General features: G+C 69.3%; 4 protein-coding genes. All 4 read right to left on the bottom strand.

The window, feature by feature from the left end; genetic code table 11:
• Positions 1-722, bottom strand: a 722-nt coding sequence (locus VD972_RS33365) for a queuosine precursor transporter (protein ID WP_324992840.1), incomplete at its 3' end; no start/stop codon positions are given.
• 33 nt (positions 723-755) lie between these two features.
• Positions 756-1,529, bottom strand: coding sequence for an SDR family oxidoreductase (locus VD972_RS33370; RefSeq protein ID WP_324992843.1), 774 nt, complete (start codon positions 1,527-1,529; stop codon positions 756-758).
• 2 nt (positions 1,530-1,531) lie between these two features.
• On the bottom strand, positions 1,532-2,365 hold the full coding sequence (locus VD972_RS33375; RefSeq protein ID WP_324992841.1) for a dihydroneopterin aldolase: 834 nt from the start codon (positions 2,363-2,365) through the stop codon (positions 1,532-1,534).
• On the bottom strand, positions 2,362-2,610 hold a 249-nt coding region (locus VD972_RS33380), incomplete at its 5' end, for an SDR family oxidoreductase (protein ID WP_324992842.1). The genes VD972_RS33375 and VD972_RS33380, both read right to left, overlap by 4 nt.

The following is a 2,610-nucleotide window of genomic DNA, read 5'->3' on the forward strand; positions in this document are numbered from 1 at the left end:
AAGGGCTTGCTGGAGCCCTCCGCGAGGGGCTCACCGTCCGCGCCCAGCCGCACGGGCGTCATCCCCAGCAGGCGCTCTACCAGTGCGTGGACCGCGTAGATGATGGGCGTGAGTCCCACCGCCACCAGCACCTTCACCCCATACGTGCTGAGGATGATGTGGATGAGGACATCGGTGGGAAGCACCCACGCCCACGCGATGAGCTGGAACACCCCGGTGTCGATCAGCTGGGAGACCACCGTGGAGCCCGTGGCGCGCAGCCACAGCCACCGGTTGTGCGCCAGCCGCTTGAGCAGGTGGAAGACGGCGATGTCGCAGAGCTGGCCGATGACGTAGGCGATCATCGACGCGATCAGGATGCGCTGTGAGCCCCCGAAGACGTTGTTGAACGAGGCCTCAACGGTGCCCTTGTAGTCCGGGGCGCGGGTGAAGGGCGCCCACTCCACGGCTGACGCGACGGAGATGACCGCGAAGGCGAAGCCTGCCATGCCCAGGCCCAGCCACGTGACGAAGCGAGCCGCCTTCTTCCCGTAGAACTCATTGAGGATGTCGGTGAGCACGAACGTCACCGGGAAGGCGAGCAACCCCACGGACATCGGTGCCACGAGCGGCCCGAGGTGTACCTCGATGAGCTTCACCCCGATGATGTCGGCCACGAGGAGCGCGGTGCAGAACAACCCCGCGAGCACCACGAAGAGCCGAGCGCGCCTGTCCAGGTTCATCCCTGTTCCTCTGCAGAGCCCCGCGTCATAGCACTACTCGCGGAGCAGGACCCCTCCGTCGACCACGAGCTCCGCGCCCGTGGTCCACGGCGCTCCCAGCAGGTACACCACCGCATCGGCCACCTCTTCGGGCCGGCCCAGGCGGCCGAGCGGGTGGAGCGCTCCCAGGCGCTCGAGCTGAGCCTCCAGTCGGGTGGCGCGCTCCGCTTCCGAGGGCAGGGGTTCACCGGGCGCCAGCCGCAGCGTGCGCACCATGTCCGTGTCCACCACCCCCGGCAGGACGGAGCTGGCGCGCACGCCCCGGGGAGCTCCCGCCAACGCGAGGGAGCGCATCACCTGGAGCAGTCCCGCCTTGGCCGCGCTGTAGACGGCGCTGGTGAGCAAGGCCCGGTGGGCGATGGTTGAAGAGATGAACACCATCCCGCCTCCAGGCTCGAGCACCTCCAGCGCCTGCTCTCCCAGCCGCAGCGGCGCCACGAGGTTCACCTCGAGCTGCTCGCGCAGCGAGGCCTCGTCGATGTGACCGGGAGGTTGGTGCATCACCACGCCCGCACTGTGGACGAAGCCATCCAGCCCGCCCAGCAGCTGCCGAGCCCGTGCGAGCAACCCCTCTCGATCGGAGGCTGAAGTCAGATCGCACGTGAGCGCGAAGGCGCGGCCCGGGAAGGAGGCCGTCAGCTCGGCGAGCAGCTCGAGGCGGCGACCGGAGACGACGACACTGCCCCCCGCTCTGAGCAAGGCCTCCGCCACGGCACGGCCGATGCCCGTCCCGCCTCCGGTGATGAGGACCTTGCGCGTGCCCGTCACACTCAACTGTGTCCCTCGCTGCCGCCGTGAGTGGCGTGCTCTTCCTGCGGGTAATACGAGACGCCCTGGACGGGCGAGAGGCTCGCGGCGGGAGCTGCTGCCTCGACAGCCTCCTCCACGGAAGCCAGACGCGGCCGCTCCACACACAGGATGGTCTGTTCCATGGAGGTGGGGTTCTCGTAGGAGCGCGAGAAGCCGCGCGGCCAGTGGAAGGCCGTCCCTCTCTGCACCGGTCTGCCCTGCAGCAGCAACCCCGTGCCGAGCACCAGCTCAGCTCCCTCACCCTGACGCTGGAGCTGTGTGGGCGCCGTGCCCTGTGGCTTCACCCGCAGCCGGTAGAGGCCATAGCCCGCCCCTTCATGGAAGATGTCCACCCCTCCGAAGGGGGTATCCTCCGCTCCATAGGACATCTCCTCCGCTACGCGGTGCACCTGGAGCGAGGGAATGGCGCTCCCCGTGAGCGCCGCGGGCTTGGTCACACGCACCGTGGCCGCTCGGGCCTGGACACGCGGCGCATCCGCGGTGGACGGCGCCAGCACGTACCGGCACACCGCCTCGGCCGCGGACTCCAACAGCTCGAAGCGGCAGGACTCCAGCAGGAAGCGCAGTTCGCCCGCCAGCCGCCCATAGTGGATGGTGTGTGCCAACCGCCCGTCCATCGCAGCTTCGCGCGTGTCCAGGAAGAGGGCCACATCCAGCCGCAGCGGCTGGGCCGCCACCCGCTCGCGGCGGTAGACGCCCACGATGCAGTCCACTGTGAGGCCCCGCAGCTCGATGATGTCCAGCGGCCGGCCCCGCTCGTCCGTCACCCTGGGCAATTGCAGAGGCTCGCTCATAGCCGTGCGCTCCTTCCTCCATCCACCGTGACCACCTGGCCTGTGATGTAGGGCGCCTCGCGCGCGAGGAACACCACCACGCGGGCGACATCCTCCACGCTGCCCTCTCGGCCCATGGGGATGCTCTGGAGGACGGCCTCGCGTGCCGCCACGTCGAAGGACTCGGGGAAGGCCACCGTACCGGGAGACACCGCGTTGACACGCACGTGTGGGGCCAGCTCCACCGCCAGCGCCCGAGTGAGCAT

This window comes from Hyalangium sp. (assembly GCF_035629615.1).
Taxonomy (GTDB): domain Bacteria; phylum Myxococcota; class Myxococcia; order Myxococcales; family Myxococcaceae; genus Hyalangium.